Origin of the sequence: Pseudomonas shahriarae, from assembly GCF_014268455.2 — a bacterium.
Classification (GTDB): Bacteria; Pseudomonadota; Gammaproteobacteria; order Pseudomonadales; family Pseudomonadaceae; genus Aquipseudomonas; species Aquipseudomonas shahriarae.
Window position 1 is genome coordinate 3722790 of record NZ_CP077085.1, and the last position, 23094, is coordinate 3745883.

The 23094-nt window shown below is 57.2% G+C and carries 18 protein-coding genes; 12 read left to right on the forward strand and 6 right to left on the reverse strand.

What is annotated here, in order from left to right:
* Nucleotides 1-2: 2 nt before the first annotated feature.
* From nuoJ to nuoN, 5 genes are read left to right on the forward strand one after another with little or no spacing between them, the layout of a single operon-like run.
* Nucleotides 3-506: an NADH-quinone oxidoreductase subunit J gene (gene nuoJ, locus HU773_RS16455; protein WP_017476146.1), complete on the forward strand. Its 504-nt coding sequence runs from the start codon at nucleotides 3-5 to the stop codon at nucleotides 504-506.
* Between the two features lie 2 nt (nucleotides 507-508).
* Nucleotides 509-817 (forward strand): NADH-quinone oxidoreductase subunit NuoK, encoded by a 309-nt coding sequence (gene nuoK, locus HU773_RS16460; protein ID WP_003174727.1) that lies wholly within the window; start codon nucleotides 509-511, stop codon nucleotides 815-817.
* A complete protein-coding gene (nuoL, locus tag HU773_RS16465) occupies nucleotides 814-2667 on the forward strand; it encodes an NADH-quinone oxidoreductase subunit L (protein ID WP_029293339.1) in 1854 nt (617 codons plus the stop codon). Before nuoK ends, nuoL begins: the two co-directional genes overlap by 4 nt.
* Nucleotides 2668-2706: 39 nt before the next feature.
* On the forward strand, nucleotides 2707-4239 hold the full coding sequence (nuoM, locus tag HU773_RS16470; protein ID WP_057445263.1) for an NADH-quinone oxidoreductase subunit M: 1533 nt from the start codon (nucleotides 2707-2709) through the stop codon (nucleotides 4237-4239).
* A gap of 7 nt (nucleotides 4240-4246) precedes the next feature.
* Complete coding sequence (gene nuoN / locus HU773_RS16475; RefSeq protein WP_057441395.1) at nucleotides 4247-5710, forward strand: NADH-quinone oxidoreductase subunit NuoN; 1464 nt, start codon at nucleotides 4247-4249, stop codon at nucleotides 5708-5710.
* Between the two features lie 233 nt (nucleotides 5711-5943).
* On the opposite strand, the gene HU773_RS16480 is transcribed toward nuoN, so the two are convergent.
* From HU773_RS16480 to HU773_RS16505, 6 genes are read right to left on the reverse strand one after another with little or no spacing between them, the layout of a single operon-like run.
* On the reverse strand, nucleotides 5944-7686 hold the full coding sequence (locus HU773_RS16480) for an ABC transporter substrate-binding protein (protein WP_029293329.1): 1743 nt from the start codon (nucleotides 7684-7686) through the stop codon (nucleotides 5944-5946).
* A gap of 38 nt (nucleotides 7687-7724) precedes the next feature.
* Nucleotides 7725-7997: a DUF2160 domain-containing protein gene (locus tag HU773_RS16485; RefSeq protein WP_029293327.1), complete on the reverse strand. Its 273-nt coding sequence runs from the start codon at nucleotides 7995-7997 to the stop codon at nucleotides 7725-7727.
* Nucleotides 7998-8007: 10 nt separating this feature from the next.
* The gene (locus HU773_RS16490; RefSeq protein WP_057960017.1) at nucleotides 8008-8808 is read right to left on the reverse strand and encodes a carbohydrate ABC transporter permease; all 801 of its coding nucleotides are present in this window, start codon (nucleotides 8806-8808) and stop codon (nucleotides 8008-8010) included.
* Nucleotides 8809-8818: 10 nt separating this feature from the next.
* Entirely contained in the window at nucleotides 8819-9685 is an 867-nt protein-coding gene (locus HU773_RS16495; protein ID WP_120733471.1) for a carbohydrate ABC transporter permease, read from the reverse strand.
* Nucleotides 9682-10779 (reverse strand): ABC transporter ATP-binding protein, encoded by a 1098-nt coding sequence (locus HU773_RS16500; RefSeq protein WP_120733473.1) that lies wholly within the window; start codon nucleotides 10777-10779, stop codon nucleotides 9682-9684. Before HU773_RS16500 ends, HU773_RS16495 begins: the two co-directional genes overlap by 4 nt.
* Nucleotides 10779-11873, reverse strand: coding sequence for an ABC transporter ATP-binding protein (locus tag HU773_RS16505; RefSeq protein ID WP_057445261.1), 1095 nt, complete (start codon nucleotides 11871-11873; stop codon nucleotides 10779-10781). The genes HU773_RS16500 and HU773_RS16505 overlap by 1 nt, the downstream gene beginning before the upstream one ends.
* A 253-nt stretch (nucleotides 11874-12126) precedes the next feature.
* Here HU773_RS16505 and HU773_RS16510 point away from each other — a divergent pair, with 253 nt between their 5' ends.
* The 7 genes from HU773_RS16510 (at nucleotide 12127) to HU773_RS16540 (ending at nucleotide 22692) form a co-directional block, all read left to right on the forward strand.
* Complete coding sequence (locus tag HU773_RS16510; protein WP_186625901.1) at nucleotides 12127-13947, forward strand: sigma-54-dependent Fis family transcriptional regulator; 1821 nt, start codon at nucleotides 12127-12129, stop codon at nucleotides 13945-13947.
* Between the two features lie 176 nt (nucleotides 13948-14123).
* Nucleotides 14124-18752, forward strand: a complete 4629-nt coding sequence (locus tag HU773_RS16515) for an RHS repeat-associated core domain-containing protein (RefSeq protein ID WP_217883906.1) — start codon at nucleotides 14124-14126, stop codon at nucleotides 18750-18752.
* Between the two features lies 1 nt (nucleotide 18753).
* Nucleotides 18754-19122 (forward strand): hypothetical protein, encoded by a 369-nt coding sequence (locus tag HU773_RS16520; protein WP_081044273.1) that lies wholly within the window; start codon nucleotides 18754-18756, stop codon nucleotides 19120-19122.
* A gap of 902 nt (nucleotides 19123-20024) precedes the next feature.
* Entirely contained in the window at nucleotides 20025-20435 is a 411-nt protein-coding gene (locus tag HU773_RS16525; RefSeq protein ID WP_186625802.1) for a DUF6896 domain-containing protein, read from the forward strand.
* A 434-nt stretch (nucleotides 20436-20869) separates the two neighbouring features.
* Nucleotides 20870-21178 carry a polymorphic toxin type 47 domain-containing protein gene (locus tag HU773_RS27650; protein ID WP_120733481.1) on the forward strand — a complete coding sequence of 103 codons (309 nt, stop codon included), beginning with the start codon at nucleotides 20870-20872 and terminating at the stop codon, nucleotides 21176-21178.
* Nucleotides 21178-21567, forward strand: a complete 390-nt coding sequence (locus HU773_RS16535) for a hypothetical protein (protein WP_170045415.1) — start codon at nucleotides 21178-21180, stop codon at nucleotides 21565-21567. The genes HU773_RS27650 and HU773_RS16535 overlap by 1 nt, the downstream gene beginning before the upstream one ends.
* 705 nt (nucleotides 21568-22272) lie before the next feature.
* Complete coding sequence (locus tag HU773_RS16540; protein ID WP_057441586.1) at nucleotides 22273-22692, forward strand: hypothetical protein; 420 nt, start codon at nucleotides 22273-22275, stop codon at nucleotides 22690-22692.
* The last annotated feature ends 402 nt before the right edge of the window (nucleotides 22693-23094 follow it).

Consider the following 23094-nt stretch of genomic DNA (forward strand, 5'->3'; position numbering starts at 1 on the left):
AGATGGAATTCGCTTTCTATTTCGCATCGGGTATTGCAGTGGTGTCCACGCTTCGCGTGATCACCAACACCAACCCCGTGCACGCCCTGCTCTACCTGATCATTTCGCTGATCGCCGTGGCCATGACCTTTTTCAGCCTCGGCGCACCGTTTGCCGGTGTCCTGGAAGTGATCGCCTACGCTGGCGCCATCATGGTGCTTTTCGTGTTTGTGGTGATGATGCTCAACCTGGGGCCGGCTTCGGTCGCCCAGGAGCGCGTCTGGCTCAAGCCCGGCATCTGGCTTGGCCCGGTGATCCTGGCGGCGCTGCTGCTGGCTGAACTGCTGTATGTACTGTTCGCTCACCAGAGCGGCCAGGCCATCGGCCACACCACCGTAGACGCCAAGGCCGTGGGCATCAGCCTGTTCGGCCCGTACCTGCTGGTGGTCGAACTGGCTTCGATGCTGCTGCTCGCTGCAGCCATCACTGCCTTCCACTTGGGCCGCAACGAAGCCAAGGAGCAATGACGATGCCTGCTATCCCTTTGGAGCATGGTCTGGCGGTCGCCGGCATCCTGTTCTGCCTTGGCCTGGTCGGCCTGATGGTTCGCCGTAACATTCTGTTCGTGTTGATGAGCCTGGAAATCATGATGAACGCTGCTGCACTGGCCTTCATCGTGGCGGGTGCGCGTTGGGGCCAGCCGGATGGGCAAGTGATGTTCATCCTGGTGATCAGCCTGGCAGCCGCCGAGGCCAGTATTGGCCTGGCGATCCTGCTGCAACTGTATCGTCGCTTCCACACGCTTGATATCGACGCTGCCAGTGAGATGCGCGGATGAACATGATCTTTCTGACTTTCGTATTTCCCCTGATCGGTTTCCTGCTGCTGTCGTTCTCCCGTGGACGCTGGTCGGAAAACCTCTCGGCCCTGGTCGGCGTGGGTTCCATTGGCCTGTCGGCGATTGTCGCCGCCTACGTCATCTGGCAATTCAACGTTGCGCCACCAGAAGCGGGTCACTACACCCTGGTGCTGTGGCAGTGGATGGCGGTCGAAGGCTTCAAGCCTGACTTCGCCCTCTACGTCGACGGCCTGTCGATCACCATGCTCGGCGTGGTGGTGGGCGTGGGCTTCCTGATCCACCTGTTCGCGTCCTGGTACATGCGCGGTGAGGCCGGTTACTCGCGCTTCTTCGCCTACACCAACCTGTTTATCGCCAGCATGCTGTTCCTGGTGCTGGGCGATAACCTGTTGTTCCTGTACTTCGGCTGGGAAGGCGTGGGCCTGTGCTCGTACCTGTTGATCGGTTTCTACTACAGCAACCGCAACAACGGTAACGCGGCACTCAAGGCGTTTGTCGTGACCCGGATCGGCGACGTGTTCATGGCCATCGGCCTGTTCATCCTGTTCCAACAGGTGGGCACGCTGAATATCCAGGAACTGCTGGTGCTGGCACCGCAGAAATTCCAGGTCGGCGACTTCTGGATCACCCTGGCGACCCTGATGCTGCTGGGCGGCGCTGTCGGTAAGTCGGCACAACTGCCACTGCAAACCTGGCTGGCAGACGCCATGGCCGGTCCTACCCCGGTTTCGGCACTGATCCACGCCGCCACCATGGTGACCGCCGGTGTCTACCTGATCGCCCGTACCCACGGCCTGTTCACCCTGGCGCCGGAAATCCTGCACCTGGTGGGCCTGGTGGGTGGCGTGACCCTGGTGCTGGCCGGCTTCGCCGCGCTGGTGCAGACCGACATCAAGCGGATCCTCGCTTACTCGACCATGAGCCAGATCGGCTACATGTTCCTGGCCCTGGGCGTCGGCGCCTGGGACGGCGCGATCTTCCACCTGATGACCCACGCCTTCTTCAAGGCCCTGCTGTTCCTCGCGTCCGGTGCGGTGATCGTTGCCTGCCACCACGAGCAGAACATCTTCAAGATGGGCGGCCTGTGGAAGAAACTGCCGTTGGCCTACGCCAGCTTCATCGTCGGCGGCGCGGCGCTTGCAGCCCTGCCACTGGTGACCGCAGGTTTCTACTCCAAAGACGAAATCCTCTGGGAAGCCTTTGCCAGCGGTAACCAAGGCCTGCTGTACGCCGGTCTGGTTGGCGCATTCATGACCTCGCTGTACACCTTCCGCCTGATCTTCATCACGTTCCACGGTGAAGCCAAGACCGAAGCCCACGCAGGTCACGGCATTTCCCACTGGCTGCCACTGTCGGTGCTGATCATCCTGTCGACCTTCGTCGGCGCCATGATCACCCCGCCACTGGCTGGCGTACTGCCACAAAGCGTCGGGCATGCCGGCGGCGACGCCAAGCACAGCCTGGAAATCGCCTCGGGCGCCATCGCCATCGCCGGTATCCTGCTGGCGGCCATGTTGTTCCTCGGCAAGCGTCGCTTCGTCACTGCCGTGGCCAACAGTGGCATTGGCCGCTTCCTTTCGGCCTGGTGGTTCGCTGCCTGGGGCTTCGACTGGATCTACGACAAACTGTTCGTCAAGCCTTACCTTGCGATCAGCCATGTACTGCGCAAAGACCCGCTCGACCAGACCATTGGTTTGATCCCGCGTGCCGCCAAGGCCGGTCACACCGCCCTGAGCCGCACCGAGACCGGCCAATTGCGTTGGTATGCAGCTTCCATGGCGGCCGGTGCCGTGCTGGTGATCGGCGCCATCGTAGTGGTAGCGGTCTGATATGAACTTTGCGAACTTGCGAAAGGAAACGAGCCCGTCATGATTCTGCCCTGGCTAATCCTGATCCCTTTTATCGGCGGCCTGCTCTGCTGGATGGGCGAGCGCTTCGGCGCTACCCTGCCCCGCTGGATTGCGTTGCTGACCATGTCCCTGGAACTCGCACTCGGCCTCTGGCTGTGGGCCCATGGCGACTATTCATTTGCTCCGGCACCGGGTGTCGATCCAACCTTCGCGCTTGAATTCAAGCACGTCTGGATCGAACGCTTCGGCATCAACGTGCACCTGGCCCTCGATGGCCTGTCGCTGTTGATGATCCTGCTGACCGGCCTGCTGGGTATCCTCTCGGTACTCTGCTCCTGGAAAGAAATCGAGCGTCACGTGGGCTTCTTCCACCTGAACCTGATGTGGATCCTGGGCGGCGTTGTCGGCGTGTTCCTTGCGCTGGACCTGTTCATGTTCTTCTTCTTCTGGGAAATGATGCTGGTGCCGATGTACTTCCTCATCGCGCTCTGGGGTCACAGTTCTTCGGACGGCAAGAAAACCCGGATCTACGCGGCGACCAAGTTCTTCATCTTCACCCAGGCTTCCGGCCTGATCATGTTGGTGGCGATCCTGGGCCTGGTCCTGGTCAACTTCAACAACACCGGCGTGATTACCTTCAACTACGCCGACCTGTTGAAAACCAAGATGTCGATGACCACCGAGTACATTCTCATGCTCGGTTTCTTCATCGCCTTCGCGGTGAAGCTGCCAGTGGTACCGTTCCACTCCTGGTTGCCTGACGCTCACGCCCAGGCACCCACCGCAGGTTCCGTGGACCTGGCCGGTATCCTGTTGAAGACGGCGGCCTACGGCCTGCTGCGTTTCGCCCTGCCGCTGTTCCCGAATGCTTCGGCCGAGTTCGCGCCGATTGCCATGACCCTGGGTCTGATCGGGATCTTCTACGGCGCGTTCCTGGCCTTCGCACAAACCGACATCAAGCGTCTGATTGCCTTCTCGTCCGTTTCCCACATGGGTTTCGTACTGATCGGCATCTACTCCGGCAGCCAGCTGGCGTTGCAAGGCGCGGTGATCCAGATGCTGGCTCACGGTGTTTCGGCAGCCGCACTGTTTATCCTCAGTGGCCAACTGTACGAGCGCCTGCACACCCGTGACATGCGTGAAATGGGCGGCATCTGGTCGCGTATCGCCTACCTGCCGGCGATCAGCCTGTTCTTTGCAGCCGCCTCCCTGGGCTTGCCGGGCACCGGTAACTTTGTCGGCGAGTTCCTGATCCTGATGGGCAGCTTCGTCAGTGCGCCATGGATCACCGCGATTGCCACCTCCGGCCTGGTGTTCGGTTCGGTCTACTCGCTGATCATGATCCACCGCGCCTACTTCGGCCCGACCAAGTCGGACGCTGTCCTTAAAGGGATGGATGCTCGCGAACTGATCATGGTGCTCGGCCTTGCGGCATTGCTGGTGTATATCGGCGTGTATCCGCAACCGTTCCTCGACACCTCTGCCGCCACGATGCATGGCGTGCAGCAGTGGTTGAGCACCGCCTTCACTCAACTCGCTTCGGCCCGGTAAGAGCGCTATGGAATTCACGATCCAACACTTTATCGCGCTTGCGCCGCTGCTGATTACCAGCCTCACCATTGTGGTGGTGATGCTGGCAATCGCCTGGCGCCGCAATCACTCACAGACGTTCCTGCTGTCTACCGCAGGTCTGAACCTGGCCTTGCTGTCGATTATCCCGGCACTCAAGGTCGCCCCACTGGCGGTGACCCCGCTGGTGATGATCGATGACTTCGCGCTGCTGTACACCGCGTTGATCCTGGTTGCGACACTGGCCTGCGTCACCCTCGCCCACGCTTACCTCGGCGAAGGCGGCACCGGCTACCCGGGCAACCGCGAAGAGCTGTACCTGCTGATCCTGCTGGCTGCGGCCGGCGGTATCGTGCTGGTCAGCGCGCAGCACCTGGCCGGTTTGTTCATCGGCCTGGAACTGCTGTCGATCCCGACCTACGGCCTGGTGGCCTACGCCTTCTTCAACAAGCGCTCCCTGGAAGCCGGCATCAAGTACATGGTGCTGTCGGCCGCCGGTTCCGCGTTCCTGTTGTTCGGTATGGCCCTGCTCTACGCCGAAGCCGGTAGCCTGAGCTTCAGCGGTATCGGCCACGCACTGGCCACCACCAGCATGCCTGCGCCGCTTGCCCAACTGGGCCTGGCCATGATGCTGATCGGCCTGGCGTTCAAGCTGTCGCTGGTACCGTTCCACCTGTGGACCCCGGACGTGTACGAAGGCGCCCCGGCACCGGTAGCCGCGTTCCTGGCTACCGCGTCCAAGGTTGCAGTGTTTGCGGTGATGGTGCGTCTGTTCCAGATCTCCCCTGCCGCCAACACCGGCGTACTCAGCGACGTGCTGACCGTGATCGCCATTGCGTCGATCCTGTTCGGTAACCTGCTGGCCCTGACCCAGAACAACCTCAAGCGTCTGCTGGGTTACTCGTCCATCGCCCACTTCGGCTACCTGCTGATCGCCCTGGTGGCGAGCAAAGGCCTGGCCGTGGAAGCCATCGGCGTGTACCTGGTCACCTACGTGATCACCAGCCTCGGTGCGTTCGGCGTGATCACCCTGATGTCCTCGCCTTACAAAGGTCGGGACGCCGACGCCCTGTACGAATACCGCGGCCTGTTCTGGCGCCGTCCGTACCTGACCGCCGTGCTGACCGTGATGATGCTGTCCCTGGCCGGTATCCCGCTGACCGCCGGCTTTATCGGCAAGTTCTACATCGTCGCGACCGGTGTTGAAGCCCACGAATGGTGGCTGGTAGCCTCCCTGGTACTGGGCAGCGCCATCGGCGTGTTCTACTACCTGCGCGTGATGGTCACCCTGTACCTGATCGAGCCAAACCTGCGCCGTGTGGACGCCGAGCTGCACTGGGAGCAAAAAGCCGGTGGCGTGATGCTGCTGGCCATTGCCCTGCTGGCGTTCTTCCTGGGTGTCTACCCACAACCGTTGCTCACCCTGGTGCAGCATGCGGTGATGGCGGGTTGATCGCTTAGGCTCAAGCAGTAAACAGAACGGCACCCTTGGGTGCCGTTTTGCGTTTCTGGGGGGAGATATGCGGTGCCACCGCTGTCGCCATCGCGGGCAAGCCCGCTCCCACACATGACCGTGCTCTCATGATGAAACCGGATCAATGTGGGAGCGGGCTTGCCCGCGATGGCGGTAGCAGCGACACCACAAAAAACGGCACCTCACGGTGCCGTTGTGCTATCTGCCCTACCTCACTTACGCGCCGCCTCCCACGACTTGAGCAAGTCGGCATAGTTCACGGTTTCACCCTTGGGCTTTTCGTTCGCCAGTTTCGGCTTCGGTGCACCCGGCTGGTCGAACCAGTACTGGGCATCGCGCTCGGGGTTCATCTTCGGCCCGCAGATCGGCTGCACCTTGGAGCGCTCCAGGCGCGTCATGATGGCGTCCTGATCTTTGGCCAGGCCATCCAGCGCCTGTTGTGGGGTTTTCTCGCCGCTGGCGGCTTCCGAGATATGGCTCCACCACAGCTGCGCCAGGCGCGGATAATCCGGCACGTTGGTGCCGGTCGGCGTCCATTGCACCCGCGCCGGGCTGCGATAGAACTCCACCAGGCCGCCGAGTTTCGGTGCCAGGTCAGTCATGGCCTGGGAGTTGATGTCCGATTCGCGGATTGGCGTCAGGCCGACGATGGTTTTCTTCAAGGACACGGTTTTCGAGGTGACGAACTGCGCATACAGCCAGGCCGCCAGTTTTTGCTTCTCAGGCGTGGATTTGAGGAAGGTCCAGGAGCCCACGTCCTGATACCCCAGCTTCATACCCTCCTCCCAATATGGACCGCGTGGTGACGGTGCCATGCGCCACTTCGGCGTGCCATCGGCGTTCATCACCGGCAAGCCCGGCTTGGTCATATCGGCAGTAAAGGCGGTGTACCAGAAAATCTGCTGCGCGATGTTGCCCTGGGACGGTACCGGCCCGGACTCGGAGAAGGTCATGCCCGCCGCTTCCGGTGGCGCATAGGCGCGCATCCAGTCGACATATTTCTGCGTGGCAAACACCGCGGCCGGGCCGTTGGTATCGCCGCCACGGGTCACGCTGGAACCCACCGGGTGGCAGTCCTCGACCCGAATGCCCCACTCGTCCACCGGCAAGCCGTTGGGCAGGCCCTTGTCGCCGCCCCCGGCCATGGAGAACCAGGCATCGGTAAAACGCCAGCCCAGGGACGGATCCTTCTTGCCGTAGTCCATATGGCCATAGACGCGTTTGCCGTCGATTTCCTTGACGTCTTCGCTGAAGAACTTGGCGATATCTTCATAGGCCGACCAGTTCACCGGGACGCCCAACTCATAGCCGTACTTTTCCTTGAACTTGGCCTTGAGATCGGCCCGCTCGAACCAGTCGGCGCGGAACCAGTACAAGTTGGCAAATTGCTGGTCGGGCAACTGGTAGATCTTGCCATCCGGCGCAGTGGTAAAGGAGATGCCGATAAAGTCCTTGAGGTCCAGGGTCGGCGAGGTGAAGTCCTTGCCTTCATTGGCCATCAGGTCGGTGATGGATTCGGTCTTGCCATAGCGAAAGTGCGTACCGATCAGGTCGGAATCGTTGACCCAGCCGTCATAGATATTCTTGTCCGACTGCATCTGGGTCTGCAGTTTTTCCACCACATCGCCTTCCTGCAGTAGGTCGTGGGTCAGCTTGATCCCGGTGATTTCACTAAATGCCTTGGCCAGCACCTTGGATTCGTACTCGTGGGTGGTAAGGGTTTCCGACACCACATTGATCTTCATCCCACGAAACGGCTCGGCGGCCTTGATAAACCACTTCAACTCTTCAAGTTGCTGGGCTTCGGTGAGGGTGGACGGTTTGAACTCGCTGCCAATCCATTTTTTCGCGGCATCTTCATAGGCATCAGCCCAGGCCGCAGCACTCAGGCCACTGAGGGCCAAGACAGCGGCCAATGAAATGCTATGTCGCAGCTTATTGTTTTTATCGAACATAGAGACCTCCTGGTTGGGATCAAAAGGGATGCCTGTGGCTATCCCCAACGCATCACAGACAACAGCCACACCACAGACAGCGCGGACGCCACCCAGATGCTCCAGCCGGTTACGCCAATCACCAGCAGATGCAGGTAGGCGCTCCCGAGAAGACCGATAAACAAACGATCACCACGGGTGGTGCTGATCGGTAACAACCCGCGCCGGGGAATGCTCGGCGAACGCAGCTCCCACGTGGTCATGCCCGCCAGCAACAGGGCAATCGCCGCAAAGAACAGTGCAGTCGGGGTGGTCCAGGCCATCCATTCCATCATCGTTTCCTCAGACCCGGCCAAGGGCAAAGCCCTTGGCCACATGGTTGCGAACAAACCAGATCACCAGCATGCCCGGCAGGATGGTCAGCACCCCGGCGGCCGCCAACACCCCCCAGTCAATCCCGGACGCTGACACGGTGCGGGTCATCACGGCGGCAATCGGTTTGGCATTCACGGACGTCAGCGTGCGCGCCAGCAACAGTTCGACCCAGGAAAACATAAAGCAGAAAAACGCCGTGACACCGATCCCCGAGCCAATCAGCGGGATAAAGATCTTCACGAAAAACTTCGGAAAACTATAGCCGTCGATATAGGCCGTTTCGTCGATCTCCTTGGGCACCCCCGACATAAAGCCTTCCAGGATCCACACCGCCAGCGGCACGTTGAACAGGCAGTGGGCCAGAGCCACAGCGATATGGGTGTCGAACAGGCCGATGGACGAATACAACTGGAAAAACGGCAACAGGAACACCGCCGGCGGCGCCATGCGGTTGGTCAGCAACCAGAAGAACAGGTGCTTGTCGCCGAGGAAGCGATAGCGCGAAAACGCGTAGGCCGCCGGCAGCGCCACCGCAAGGGAAATCACGGTGTTCAGGCTCACGTAGTACAGCGAGTTCAGATACCCGGTGTACCAACTGGGGTCGGTAAAGATCACCTTGTAGTTGGCCAGGGTGAAATCCTGCGGAAACAGCGTCAGGCCGCCGAGGATTTCGGTGTTGCTCTTGAAGGACATGTTCAGCAGCCAGTAGATCGGCACCAGCAGGAACAGAATGTAGATCAGCAGCGGGATGACCTTGCGCTTGCTCATGTTGGCGACCTCAGCGGTTGGCGTCGGAGTGGGTCATGGCGGTGTAGAACAGCCAGGACACCAACAGGATGATCAGGAAATACACCAGGGAAAACGCTGCCGCCGGCCCCAGGTCGAATTGGCCGATAGCCATCTGGGTCAAGGTCTGACTGAGGAAGGTCGTGGCATTCCCCGGCCCGCCTCCCGTCAGGACAAACGGCTCGGTGTAGATCATGAAACTGTCCATGAAGCGCAGCATCACGGCGATCAGCAGCACGCTCTTCATCTTCGGCAACTGGATATGTCGGAATACCGCCCAGGCTGATGCCCGATCAATTCGCGCGGCCTGGTAGTACACATCCGGTATGGCCCGCAGCCCGGAGTAGCACAGCAGCGCCACCAGAGAGGTCCAGTGCCACACATCCATGACCAGCACCGTGACCCAGGCGTCCATGGTGTTGGCGGCATAGTTGTAGTTGATGCCCATGGCATTCAGGCTCGAACCCAGCAGGCCGATATCGGCACGGCCGAAGATCTGCCAGATGGTGCCGACCACGTTCCACGGGATCAGCAGCGGGATGGCCATCACAATCAGCACCAGGGACGACCAGCGGCCTTTGGTGGGCATGGTCAGGGCAATGGCAATGCCCAGCGGAATCTCAATCAACAGCACACACGCGGAATAGATGAACTGGCGCAGCAGCGAATCATGCAGGCGCGGGTCCAGCAGCACTTGCTTGTACCAGTCGGCACCGACGAAATAGCGGCTGGACTGGTCGAAAATGTCCTGCAGCGAGTAGTTGACCACGGTCATCATCGGGATTACCGCGCTGAACGCCACCAGCAGGAACACCGGCAATACCAGCCACCAGGCCTTGTTGTTCTGCACCTTGTTCATGGCCGCGCCTCCAGCAGGTAATCATCGGCATAGACCATCAACCATTGCGCCGGGAAGCTGATCGACGCCCGGCCCTCGGGTACCGGTTTGTCTTCGGCAAGGCGTACTTTCAACGGCGCGCCGTCGAGGTTGAGGGTCAGGATCTTGTAGGTGCCCAGGTCTTCGATATGCATGACGTCGGCCTGCAACGCATCAGGATTGGGCTCGTCCCACACATGGATAAACTCGGGACGAATGCCGACCTGAAGTTTTTTGTAGTCCTTTTCCGCGATCTGCCGCTGCTGCACCTCGGACAACGCCAGATGTGTCCCGGCAAACCGCACCCCACCAGCTTCGGCCCGCACTTCAATCAGATTCATCCCTGGGCTGCCGATGAAATAGCCGACAAAGGTATGGCTGGGACGCTCAAACAATTCCCGCGGCGTGCCGAACTGCACAATCTGCCCGCCGTACATCACCGCGATCTTGTCGGCAAAGGTCGAGGCCTCCAACTGATCGTGGGTGACGTAAACCATGGTGATATTGAACTGCTCATGGATCTGCTTGAGCTTGCGCCGCAGTTTCCACTTCAGGTGCGGGTCGATTACCGTCAGCGGCTCATCGAACAGGATCGCCGAGACGTCATCGCGCACCAGCCCACGGCCCATCGAGACCTTTTGCTTTTCATCGGCACTCAGGTTGCGGGCCTTTTTTCCCAGCAGGTTCTGCAGGTCGAGCACTTCGGCAATTTCCTGCACCTTGCTGTGCACTTTCGCCTCGGCCATGCCCTGGTTGCGCAGGGGGAATGCCAGGTTATCGAACACGGTCATGGTGTCGTAGACCACCGGGAACTGGAAAACCTGGGCGATATTGCGCTTTTCCGGGGTCAGCTCATTCACCACCTTGTTGTCGAACAGCACCTGGCCTTCCGAAGGGCTGAGCAGGCCGGAGATGATGTTGAGCAAGGTTGACTTGCCACAGCCAGACGGCCCGAGCAACGCGTAGGCACCGCCCTGCTCCCAGATGTGGTTCATTTCGCGAATGGCGTAGTCTTCAGGCCCGGCGGGTGTAGGGCTGTAGCTATGTGCCAGGTTCTGCAAATGGATCTCGGCCATCAGGCAACCCTCGCGACACGGCGCCCGGGAGCCTGGACCAAACGGCCCTGACCATCGAACACAAACAGTTTATGGGTCGGAATATAGATGCGGATCGGCGCATCCACGTCGTACTCGTGGACTCCCGGCAGGTGTAAAACCAGCAAAAAATGCTCGCTGCGCACATGCAGGAAGGTTTCCGAGCCGCTGATCTCCGCCACTTCCACGGTTACTGCCAGTTCCAGGTCATCGTCGTTGCTGGGCACCAGGCTGATATGGCTGGGGCGCACACCAAAGCGGAATTCGCCCTCGCCGATGGGGCGCAGGTCGACATTCAACGGAAAGTGCACGTCGCTGGCGAAACTCACTTCATTGCCGCTGATACGCCCCGGCATCAGGTTGATCGGCGGTTCGGAAAACAGCTCGGCCGCCAGCACGGTCTGCGGTTGGTGATAGACCTCGGCGGCCTTGCCGCTCTGGATCACCCGGCCTTCGTGGAGAATGGTGGTGGTGCCGCCCAGCGCCAGTGCCTCGTTGGGCTCGGTGGTGGCATAGATGGCAATGGTGTTGCGGGCCTTGAACAGCTCGCGCATTTCCTGGCGCAGCTCTTCGCGCAGTTTGTAGTCCAGATTGACCAAGGGTTCGTCGAACAGAATCAGCTCGGCATCCTTGACCAGCGCCCGGGCCATCGCCGTGCGTTGCTGCTGGCCACCGGACAGCTCCAGAGGGTGACGTTGCAGGAACTTCTCGATGCGCAGCATCTTCGCGGTTTCCAGCACTTTGCTGTGGATCAGTTCGTTGGAGGCCCCGGCCTGGCGCAGCGGCGAGGCGATGTTCTCGAACACGGTCATGGTCGGGTAGTTGATGAACTGCTGGTACACCATCGACACATTGCGCAAGCGCACCGGCTTATGGGTGACGTCGACGCCGTTCATCAGGATGCGTCCGCTGTCAGGCTTGTCCAGGCCGGCCATCAGGCGCATCAGGCTGGTCTTGCCGGACAGCGTACGGCCCAGCAGCACATTGAAAGAACCGGCTTCAAAGCGCAGGTTGGCGTCGTCGATCCAGGTCTGGCCTTCGACGACACGGGTCACATGTTCCAGGGTCAATGACATGACACGCCCTTTTTCTTATTGGAATTGTTCTTCCAGAGGCAGAGCGAGTTTCGTGCCAATAATAAAAAACGTCGATTTGCCAAAGACTTGAGCAAAACCACTGCTCAGTGCTGAACAGAAATGAACATTCACAACTGAACAATTGAACAACCTCCAGGTTGACAATGAACAGTTCTGAACAACACTGAGCAAGCCCGCTCGCACATTGGAATTGCATAGGGTTCATAACAACAATAAAAAGAAGGTCACCGCCATGGCCGCACCAGCCCCGCTTTTGCCCCACGACACCATCATCCAGGACTCCTGGCGCCGCTGCCGTGCGTTCGGCCTGGATCACCAGAGCGCCCCCAGCTTCGACCAGCTGCCCGCCGAGGGCATCAGCCAACTGCTGGAGAGCCAGCACGCGCTGGTCCAGACCACCCACCAGGAAGTGCTGCCTTATTACGAGAACATCCTCAGCAATTCCAACTGCCTGATCATGCTGGCCGACAATCAGGGCCAAGTCCTGACCTCGTGGGGCACCCAACGCTTTATCGACCCCAAGCTGGCCCGTGGCTTCAACGCCGGAGCCAGTTGGATGGAGCGCGCCACCGGCACCAACGCCATCGGCACCGCGCTGGCCTGCGCCCAGGCGGTGCATATCGAACATGACGAACACTTCCTCAAGGCCAACCGTTTTATGACCGGCTCAGCCGCGCCGATCTTTGATGCCAACCGCGAGATCATTGCGGTACTGGATGTGTCCAGCGACAGCTACCTGCCGCCCTCCCACACCCTGGGCATGGTCAAGATGATGAGCCAGACCGTGGAAAACCGGCTGATCCTTAACCTGTTTGGCGGCGAACACTTCCAACTGACCTTCAACACCGGCCTGAACAACCTCGACAGCCAATGGGCCGGCCTGCTGATCTTCGATGAAAGTGGCCAGGTGCTGTCAGCCAATCGCCGCGCCGACAACTTGCTGGGCATCAGCCTGTCGCGGGTGATGATCGACAGCCTGTTCAAGGTCTCGCTGCTGGAGTTGCTCAACCAGCCCGAAGGCCTGCCCTTTGCCCTGCAGGCTGCGGGGCGCAACCGTTTCCAGTGCCTGCTCAAACGCCCCAAACAGGCGCCGGTGCAGGCCAGGGTCTTTAGTGAACCAGCCTCCGCGCCCATCGGCCTCAAGACCCTGCACTTTGGTGACAGCCGCGTGGAAAAGGCTGTGCGCCAGGCTGAACGCCTACTGGAAAAAGACATTCCGCTGCTGATCCACGGTGAAACCGGTGTCGGCAAGGAAGTTTTCGTCAAAGCCCTGCACCAGGCCAGTTCCCGCAGCCAGCAGGCGTTTATCGCGGTCAACTGTGCGGCAATTCCGGCGGAGCTGGTGGAATCGGAGCTGTTTGGCTATGAAAAAGGCGCGTTCACCGGCGCCAATCAAAAAGGCAGCATTGGCCTGATCCGCAAGGCGGACAAAGGCACGCTGTTTCTCGATGAAATCGGTGACATGCCCTTGCCCACCCAGGCCCGGCTGCTGCGGGTATTGCAAGAGCGCTGCGTCCAGCCGGTGGGCAGCAGCGAATTATTCCCGGTGGACCTGCGGATTATCTCGGCGACCAACCGTTCGCTGCGCGAACAGGTACAGATCGGACGGTTTCGGGAGGATTTGTACTACCGCATCGGCGGCCTGACCCTGGAACTGCCGCCCCTGCGCGAGCGCAGTGACAAGCAGGCGCTGTTCAAGCAACTGTGGCAACAGCACCGCGAGCCCACGCAGTGGGCCGGGCTCAGTGCTGAAGTGCTGGCGTTATTCGAGCAACACCCCTGGCCGGGCAACCTGCGCCAGGTCAGCAGCGTAATGCAGGTGGCGCTGGTCATGGCCGAAGATCAACCGATTCGCCCCGAGCACCTGCCGGATGATTTTTTTGTCGACCTGGGGCAAGCCGCACCCAGCGCGCCGGTGGTCATGGACGATCTGGACGATAGGCAAAACCTTCAGCAACGACTGGCAGCGGTCGGCGGCAATATCTCCCACTTGGCGAGGGAGTTGGGGGTCAGCCGCAATACCTTATACAAGCGATTACGCGCCGCTCCATAGCCGTAAACCCTGTGTCTTTCTTTAAGACTGATCGCTAGTTGATGTGGGCATAAGCGCCGATTCCAACTGAAAAACTCCCCCTGTCCGTAAGCCCATTCTGATTTAACAGACCACACCTCCAAGCGCCCTTTTCCTGCGGCATTCTCCGACGCCTTTCTTTTGCAGAGACGTCATGGATGCCAGCCCCTGCCCCTGATTCATCGCCCATCGACCTGATCGAATACGAGCTGGATGGCTTTCACCAGAGCCTGGCGCTGTATCGCCAGCAGGTAACAAGCTGGTACGCGCTGGCCCTGGACAAGGTCAGCCACGCCACGGATTTGCCGTCGCTGCTGGGCATGGAGCGGGTGCTGCGGGTCGGTGATTCCCAGGTGTCGGTAAGCCTGACCGACACCGACTTTTCTTCCAGTGTTGCCGTGTGCCCGGCAGGCGGCGAGTTGAAGATCGAAAGCAAATTCGAGTCGGTGTATGACGTGCCGCTGGGCAATCTCCAGGTGCAGGTGATTGGCCTGGAGGACGGCAGTTCCACGTTTATCCAACTGGATGAACAGGGCAAGGGCGCCCATCACTGCGCGGCCGGTGGGCGCTATCAGGTGCGCGTACAGGGCGGGGCTTCGGCGGCGCAGGTGGAGGCGCTATTTGCGTCCTACAACGGCTTGACCGCCGAGCTACAAGCCTGGCTGCGCAAGGAATGGAGGGGGTTCAAACCGCACTGGCAGGTGTCGGCGTCAAGTGCCATTGGCAGTGGGGTATTGGCCGGTACCTGGTCAGCCATTTCCGAGGTGTGGGACAGCCTGTCACTGGTGCAGGACATCCTCAAGGACCCGGCCAAGCACATCGAACGCCTTGGCGCCCAGGCCGCCGAGCTGGCAGCCCTGGCGCGCGAAGCGCCGCAGGTGATGGAACAGGCGATGTTGCTGGCCAGCGACGAAGCGGCGCTGTACCTGATGTTGCGCACGGCGATGATCTGGTTGTCGGCGTTGCCGCCCAGCCAGGTGGCAGGGAAAACCGCCGAGGTGATTGCCGGGTTTGCGGTGTCGCTGCTCATTGATTTGCTGATTGCGCTGGTGCTGACCATTGCCCTGCAAGGTGCCGGGATCGCGTACCTGGGGCTGCGTCTGGCGAAGTATGGCAAGCAGGTGGTTGACGTTGCAGTGGGCTTCGTCAAAGGCGTGTTCGACATCCTCAAGCGTTTTATGGGCGCGGTGGATCGCTACAAGGCGGTGGCTGTGCGCGGCGTGGTTGGCGGCTTGAAAAAGGGTGGCCTGCAGATGCACTGGGGCGCGCGGCGTAATACCACGCTCAAGCAGGCAGAGGCGTTGGACGACGCACCCTCCTCCGCGAAAAACCCCAACGGTGAAGCAACTGCTAGCGCTGATAAAACCGCGACCCACGGTTGCCCGGTGTCCATGGTCACCGGCGAAGAACTGCTGACCCTGACCGATGGCGAACTGGATGGCGTGCTGCCATTTGCCTGGACACGCCTGTATCGCACCAGTGCCGTGGAGGTGGATTGCGGGCTGGGGCTTGGCTGGAGCCACTCGTTGGCGCAGCGGCTGGAGGTGGTCGGCGGGTCGGTGGTGTGGACGGACCATGAGAACCGCAGCACCACCTTTCCCCTGCCCTCCAGTGCCCGCCCGGCGATCAGCAATAGCCTGGCTGAAGCGGCGATTTATCTGGGGGCGGCGCCGGATGAGCTGGTGCTGGCGCAGGGGGCACGCTTCTACCACTTTCACGACGGTGTGCTGACGGCGATCAGCGATGGGTATGACAACCGCCTGGGTATTTCCCGCGATGGCTTGGGGCGGATTCTGCGCCTGGATAACGGTGCCGGTCGCGCCTTGCTGTTGCGTTATGACCGCGGGCATATCGTGGCGGTGGACTACCAGGTGTTTCGCGTGGGAAGCGAATCGGATGACGCCTGGGTTACTGAGCAGAACGTTGTTTCCTACCGCTATGACGAACAGTGGCGACTGCTTGAGGCGATCAATGCCGTCGGCGAAAGCGAGCGCTATCAGTACGACAGCCTTGCGGTGATCACTGAGCGGCAGTTGGCCGGTGGGGCGAGTTTTTTCTGGGAGTGGGAACGGTCTGGCAAGGCGGCGCGCTGTGTGCGGCATTGGGCCAGTTTTGCGCAGATGGATACGCGCTATAGCTGGGATGACGGCCGCGTCACCCTGCTTAACGCCGATGGCAGTCAGGAAGTCTACGTGCATGACCCGCGGGCACGCCTGGTGCAGCGGGTTGATCCGGATGGCGGCGAGCATTTCAAGTCCTACGACGCACAGGGGCGGCTGACGGTTGAGCAGGATCCCCTGGGCGCGATCACGGCCTATCAGTACGACGAGGCTGGGCGCTTGGTGGCGCTGTTTCCCGGGGATGACGAGCCTACCTCCTACGAGTATGAGAATGGCTTCGTACGGGTTATGCGCCGGGGTGAGGCGGTCTGGAAGTACCAGCGTAATGATCAGGGCGCGATCACGCGCCAGACTGATCCAGCCGGCAATGTCACCGAGTACAGCTATGACAAGCGAGGGCAGCTTTTAGCGGTTTGGTACCCGGACCACAGCTGTCAGCGCCTGACGTGGAACGATCTTGGCCAGTTGATTGGCGAGCAACTGCCCAATGGCGGCGTACGGCGTTATCGCTATGACGACCTGGGCCGGCAGATTGCCCGCGAGGATGAACATGGCGCGCTGACCCAGTATCACTGGGACGCGGTGGGCCGGCTGATCAAGGTGGTAATGCCAGGCGGCGCCACCCGCGAATTGAGCTACAACCCCTACGGAAAAATCACCGCCGAGCGCGATGAACTGGGGCGTGTGACCCGGTATGAATATGCCGATGGCTTGCACCTGATCAGTCGCCGGATCAACCCCGATGGCTCTCAACTCAAGTACCGCTACGACAACACTCGCCTGCTGCTGACCGAGATCGAAAACGAGGCAGGTGAGCGCTATCAACTGGAGTACCACCCTAACGGCCTGATCCAACAGGAAACCGGTTTTGACGGCCAACGCACCGCCTACGTCTACGACCTCAACGGCCACCTGCAGGAAAAAACCGAGTTTGGCGACGATGACCGTCAGTTGGTTACCACCTACCAGCGCGATAACGCCGGCCGCCTCGTCCGAAAAACCCTGCCCGATGGCAGCACCGTGGATTACACCTACGACCGTCTCGGCAATCTGCTTAGCGTCGACGACGGCCACTGGCCGCTGCATTACGAATACGACGCGCAAAGCCGCCTGACCGCCGAGCACCAAGGCTGGGGCACCCTGCGTTATGGCTACGACCACTGCGGCCAACTCGAAACCCTGCGCCTGCCGGACAACAACCGCCTGACCTTCAACCACGACAAGGGCGGCCACCTTGCCACTATCGACCTGAATGGCCGGACACTCAGCTCGCACCTGTTCAAAGCAGGCCGCGAACACCAGCGCCAGCAAGGCCAACTGCTGAGCCACTACCACTACGACGACCAGGGCCGCCTGGCACAACACGAACACCGCCACGGCCTTCGTCGCTACACCTACGACAACAGCGGCAACCTCACCCGCCTGCTCGACAGCCGCAAGGGCCAGCACGACTACCACTACGACCCCCTCGACCGCCTGACCCGCGCCGACCATTCCCAGGATCCCACCGAACGCTTCGCCCACGACCCGGCGAACAACCTGCTGATGCAAGACCGCCCAGGCCCCGGCATCGTCGTCGGCAACCGCCTGTTACTGCAAGGCGACCGGCATTACGACTACGACGCCTTCGGAAACCTCATACGCGAACGCCGTGGCCGCGCGCAGCAGTTAGTCACCGAATACCGCTACGACTGCCAGCACCGCCTGATCGGCGTGACGCAACCGGACGGCAGCCAAGCCAGTTATCGCTATGACCCATTTGGGCGGCGCATCAGCAAAACCGTGGCGGGCAAAACCACTGAGTTTTTCTGGCAAGGCGACAAAGTCATCGCCGAGCACACGGCGGGGCAGCATCGCAGCTATCTCTACGAGCCTGATAGCTTCAGGCCGCTGGCCTTGCTGGAAGGGTTTGGTCCGGCCAATACCCAGGCGTTCCACTACCAACTGGACCACCTGGGTACGCCCCAGGAGCTAACGAACACGGACGGCAAAATCGTCTGGTCAGCCCATTACCAAGCCTACGGAAAAATCACCCGGCTGGACGTGAGCACCGTCGATAACCCGCTGCGTTTTCAGGGGCAGTATTTCGACCGGGAAAGCGGGCTGCACTACAACCGGCATCGCTACTACAATCCGGATAACGGACGCTACCTGACGCCCGACCCGGTGAAGTTGGCCGGTGGGCTGAACGGGTATTTGTATGTGCCCAACCCTACGGGGTGGGTGGATCCGTTGGGGTTGAATACGTGTCCGGGCGAAAGCGGGTGTAAACCAGCCGTTCGTATCGAAGACCCTACATCGCAAATAGAAGCCGACCACAACTCACCTGCTATACCGAATGCTTACACCCACTTCCCTTCTGATCCAAATGACTTTACCGAGGCTTTAGGCGTACAGCCAAAGATTTCAACAACAAAACACGGTACCCAACGAATGGAATGGAGGCCTAATACAGATACCCGCATTAGATTTGAAAGCCACCCGGGAGATCCTGGCCCTTTTAGTCCAAGACATCACGGCAACCACTATCACATTGAGCTTAAGCCGAATGACTTAAGCTGGAAGCAATCTGAAAAACAAAATACGCTACTGAAGGTCACCCCTGAAAATTATCAGCCCGGGCACGGAACTGGGTTTCTACCGGGCGAAAAACATCCAGGATCTTAAGATGAAGAAATTTCCCGTTTCAGACGGAACAATAGAAAAACTAATATGCGATAGAAGCACGCTATCAATAGAGTTTTCAGACTGGCAGGAGCAGCTATGGCTAATAACCTTCCACAAACTAATCGCCTTCCAAGGGATAGGTGCGATCGGATCTGAAATATCCGAAATGTACGAAACCACTGACACGCCTCTCTCAGCAGAGGCAACACGAGTAGATCCAAACGAGACAGGGACAAGTTATTGCTTCACATCCAGTGACGGATGCGATGTGATATTTACAGTAATTGCAGGTAGCTATACCGCTGAAAAACTTGACTGCACACACAACACATACACTACCAAACGTAAAAAACGGAACGATTCTATTTGATCGCAAGCCGATGCAATAATAGCTCCCTTTTACTCCCCCAAAAAACAAAACAATGAACATTGACAACCCAGCAATTAAAGCGCACTACAAAAAAATAAGATGATTGTAAAAATACTAAATATATTTTCTCATCGCGAAAAATCTTATGTTAATTATGAGACATCTGCCGGACGTGGTGTAGCAACGTGGATAGGCCCGATACCGAAAATCGGAGAGTATATTGATGTCGAATTCGACCTGAATGATATTTTTTGTTGGAAACAATAATATTACCCGACCACCCCAGCATGAGGAAAAAATAGAGATCATAGACAGCATTACCTACATAACCGCAGAACTGATCTTAGGGAATGATGATAATTGCGCAGCCCTACGCATTGGATCTTAAACAATCCTTATAGACCTGAAAGAAAAGCCCGACCATACTCCAAAGTATGTAAACTTAAAAACAACAAACATTTCACTTTACCCAACAGACGTCTAGACGAGAGCCACTCACTTGAAAGTCAATACTTTAATGTACCCAGTATCGACAGCCTTGTCCAGAACCTGCATATCAGCGATAAAAGTGACGGAAATAGTTAATCCCTAGCCAATAAAAAATAAGTCCGTCATTAATGCGCCCCCTTAACTTGTGCGCCCGAATTAAGCCAACCACTAAGGCGTGATGCTCGGTAAACGCTTATAGTCGTTATCTGTGCACTTTGTTAAATAGATCCGCCCCCTTTTCGCATTATATAATATGGGCACCATCGGGCGTCTGCAGCAAGGCGAACACATACACTTGTCACCATAAGACTGATTGACAATATAGAAAACCACCACACCTCATTTAGCAGCATCAATGACGTAGTGAACTCTTCAAAAATCGCTGGACCAGATAGGCTAGAAAGGTCAAGAAAATGAAAACTCAGACGCTAGAAGACCTAATCAGCGAATACTTAGAGGAAGTTGAAAAGGCAACCAACTTACTTGAATTATCTTTTGGTACAAAAAATATCTTAGGACTGTGGCGTTCAAAAAAAATCCCGCTGCGCGGAAAGCTCAGCGATGACGCAACGTACGAACTATATGGAGTCGGCTGTAGGGTTTACATATCCGAGAAATGTATTGACTTCGATTACGGCCCCGACGGTCGAATTGATGGCTTCGAATCATGGAGACTTTACATTTACGCATGCGAAGTTCCAAAAAAATACAAAAAATACACTAACAAGACGACGCTCGAGCGAGAGTTCAGCGAGTACGTAGAAAAAGGAAAAGCAAAGAAAATTCAGGGCTCAACTTCCAACTTATTTTTCCAGAAACCTTGATAAAAACCGGAACAAAAGGAACGAACCTATTTAATCGCTAGTAAATTTAGTAATAGGCCCACCATTGCCCACTATGAATCAACACCAAAACGCGTTGAGCGGCGGCAAACGGCCATTGCTCCCGCAGGGCGCTAAATAGATCCGTTCCTTTAACCAACTACCGGAAGGGTTATATATCAATCCCCTCTCAGATATTTCCGACAGCGTTTTAGGGTTGCCACTGGGAAGCCCCCCCCCATAATCTTCGGCAGTCGCTGCAAATTCAGCGACCGGGTTTCGCAGCCCGATAAAAGTGACGGACATATTTAATTCCTAGCCAATAAAAAACAAGCCCGTCATTAATGCCCCCCTTAAGTAGTGTGTCTGAATGAAGCCAACCACTAAGGCCTGGTGCTCGGCAAACAATTATAGTCGTTATCTTTACACTTTGTTAAATAGATCCGCCCCCTTTTCGCAAGGCATTTCGCCGGATAGGGGTCTCCAAGGACGATTACAGCGTGACCAAGTGGGGAAAGGACAAATACGGAAAAACCTTCCCAACCGAGTGGCGTGTACAGAAAGGGCCAAACAGAGGAACGGAAGTCAACATTGATGACCCAACGCTTGTTTCTAGCAAAAAAGGTCCTCAATCACCTCATATTGGTTACCAAACTGCCGGAAAAAGGGCAGGTGGTGGTGCAGTAAGGGGCCATATACTTTTAGAGTTACTTCCAGTTAGCCGCTCAAGAATCGGAGAACCATGATGAATTATCTAGAAGAAGAATTAGACGAAACTATAAACACGTTGAAAATCTCCTCAAAGAAGCTCAATTCTGAAGAGATCGCAACATTAATATCCACCTTAACCAAAAAATACTTTAAAACAGAAAAAAATGTACTAGATCCAGTCGATTTCAACGAGAAATGCACCGAGCACAACCCTGACTTTTGGAAGGAAATACCAGACCGCATAAAAAAAAACGACCTCATACTTTTGGTTTTTGACACGGGTCACAGAGCATGGAAACTCGAAAACGCACAAGACCTTGCGCTGTTAATAAGCGAAACAACTGGTTATCCGTTCTGGGTCACCGATCATGATCTATCGTTTTTGGTTCATCTGGATGACCATGATTGCGTGCTCTGGGCTTAAAAACCAAAGTGACATACAGTACGGGACGAATCTATTTGATGGCGAGTCGATGCAGTAGTAGATCCGCCATTGATCGCCTATGCGCCCTGAGTTTGTGTGCTTGGATAAACCATCCACTACGGCGTGATGAGCGAAATGGCTCTCACGCAAACGTCTGGTCGGGAAAGAAAAAAGGGACTCACTATCTGTTCCAAGGTTCTGCAGAACCAGTTCTCAAAATAAACAGAAGGTTTGCGAAAAAATGAGCTATCTAAAACTGAAGAAGCAAAGCTAATTGATGAAATACAAGAAAATTCACGTTCGCAGGAAGCAAGATAGATTGGAGCACTGTAAAAGCTTCCGTCAATCTAAACATTCTAGACAGACTCGAAGCTTTGGCTCAAATCTCAGAAACCCTTAGCCATTTAAACATTAATAATGTGAGTGATAAAAGTGACGGACATATTTAATCCCTAGCCAATAAAAAACAAGCCCGTCATTAATGCCCCACTTAATTAGTGTGTCTGAATGAAGCCAACCACTAAGGCGTGGTGCTCGGCAAACGCTTATAGTCGTTATCTGTACACTTCGTTAAGTAGATCCGCCCCCTTTTCGCAGAAGGGATCCGCAAAATCCGATTTTAAATTAAGCCATGAACGGTGCCGAAATGAAGTTTCATAAAGATGGAACACCATTCACGCTATCCCCCAGAAAAGGAATACAAAAGTGCTATTTCACCCTTTTTCCAGCCATATACCTTTCGATGCGAGCTTGAATTATTTTGTAGGTGTTTTTGACATTTACGACCAAGAAGAGACCAAAGGGGTTGAACTCTCAAAGTACAACCCAAACAACCCAAAAGACAGAAAAAAACTTATACTCAAATACTGTCTTGACCCAGACGAGCAGCTTTCATACAGGCACAGATACACTCTTATGAAAGCCTTGAAACACTCTCTAGACAGCAAAAATTTTAATTTCAACGCTTTCTTTGAGGACAACCATGATGAATATACAAGCATGGCCTGGAATGAAGATGAAATAGAGGATCCTCGAGAGTTTTTTGAGGAAGTTTATAGATTAGCCAGTGATAAATGGAAAGACGATCTGGACAAAGCCAGCCAGGAGGACCCATCCACCTGGTAACCCTGGACAAAAAGGAGGATTTATCTAATCGCATTTAAGAACTTCGCCCCCTACCCCTCAGATATTTCCGACAGCGTTTTAGGGTTACCACTCGGAAGCCCCCCATAATCTTCGGCAGTCGCTGCAAATTCAGCGACCGGGTTTCGCAGCGATGGATAGTAGCTCCAACCTCTAGGAGCTTTACCATGATCAAACACAGCCCAAGCCCGCCATCAGACTCAACCTCGCTTCACGCAGCGGCTCACCGCTGAACCCTCCTACTGAAACAAAGCGGTCTGCTGAAGGCCATGGCATCTTCATCGTGCGCAAAGGAACAGATCCAAAGACGTTGTTGATCAACGCTTCGGAGGACCTTGCGTCGGCTCAACCACCACGTCGCTCCCATTCGCCGCCAACGTGCAG

Bases quoted from the DNA above. Each gene is read 5' to 3' on its own strand.
- nuoJ (WP_017476146.1), top strand. From the start codon at position 3: ATGGAATTCGCTTTCTATTTCGCATCGGGTATTGCAGTGGTGTCCACG.
- nuoK (WP_003174727.1), top strand. From the start codon at position 509: ATGCCTGCTATCCCTTTGGAGCATGGTCTGGCGGTCGCCGGCATCCTG.
- nuoL (WP_029293339.1), top strand. From the start codon at position 814: ATGAACATGATCTTTCTGACTTTCGTATTTCCCCTGATCGGTTTCCTG.
- nuoM (WP_057445263.1), top strand. From the start codon at position 2,707: ATGATTCTGCCCTGGCTAATCCTGATCCCTTTTATCGGCGGCCTGCTC.
- nuoN (WP_057441395.1), top strand. From the start codon at position 4,247: ATGGAATTCACGATCCAACACTTTATCGCGCTTGCGCCGCTGCTGATT.
- HU773_RS16480 (WP_029293329.1), bottom strand. From the start codon at position 7,686: ATGTTCGATAAAAACAATAAGCTGCGACATAGCATTTCATTGGCCGCT.
- HU773_RS16485 (WP_029293327.1), bottom strand. From the start codon at position 7,997: ATGGAATGGATGGCCTGGACCACCCCGACTGCACTGTTCTTTGCGGCG.
- HU773_RS16490 (WP_057960017.1), bottom strand. From the start codon at position 8,808: ATGAGCAAGCGCAAGGTCATCCCGCTGCTGATCTACATTCTGTTCCTG.
- HU773_RS16495 (WP_120733471.1), bottom strand. From the start codon at position 9,685: ATGAACAAGGTGCAGAACAACAAGGCCTGGTGGCTGGTATTGCCGGTG.
- HU773_RS16500 (WP_120733473.1), bottom strand. From the start codon at position 10,779: ATGGCCGAGATCCATTTGCAGAACCTGGCACATAGCTACAGCCCTACA.
- HU773_RS16505 (WP_057445261.1), bottom strand. From the start codon at position 11,873: ATGTCATTGACCCTGGAACATGTGACCCGTGTCGTCGAAGGCCAGACC.
- HU773_RS16510 (WP_186625901.1), top strand. From the start codon at position 12,127: ATGGCCGCACCAGCCCCGCTTTTGCCCCACGACACCATCATCCAGGAC.
- HU773_RS16515 (WP_217883906.1), top strand. From the start codon at position 14,124: ATGCCAGCCCCTGCCCCTGATTCATCGCCCATCGACCTGATCGAATAC.
- HU773_RS16520 (WP_081044273.1), top strand. From the start codon at position 18,754: ATGAAGAAATTTCCCGTTTCAGACGGAACAATAGAAAAACTAATATGC.
- HU773_RS16525 (WP_186625802.1), top strand. From the start codon at position 20,025: ATGAAAACTCAGACGCTAGAAGACCTAATCAGCGAATACTTAGAGGAA.
- HU773_RS16535 (WP_170045415.1), top strand. From the start codon at position 21,178: ATGAATTATCTAGAAGAAGAATTAGACGAAACTATAAACACGTTGAAA.